General features: G+C 65.9%; 1 protein-coding gene. It reads right to left on the minus strand.

Annotated elements, in window-relative coordinates; all coding sequences use genetic code 11:
- Nucleotides 1-214 (minus strand): PA14 domain-containing protein (locus ACNAW0_RS31025; protein WP_416291581.1); only part of this gene is annotated, 214 nt, incomplete at both ends.

Below are 214 nucleotides of genomic sequence, written 5' to 3' on the forward strand. Positions count from 1 at the left end.
GCGGCGTCCTGCCGCATCTGGGCCACATCGGCCCAGCCCAGATGCGCCGGACGATCCCCGTTCCCGTGGAAATACTCAACCTTGATCGAATACGACCGGCCGGCCTCAAGGGCGACCGATCCCCACTTGGCGTCAGGAAGCCCGTGGCAGCAGCCGCGCCCGTCATCCCAGTTGTCGACGACCAGCTTGCCGTCGATGTAAAGCCGCGATCCGT

The organism is Micromonospora sp. SL1-18, assembly GCF_047921505.1.
Lineage (GTDB): Bacteria > Actinomycetota > Actinomycetes > Mycobacteriales > Micromonosporaceae > Micromonospora.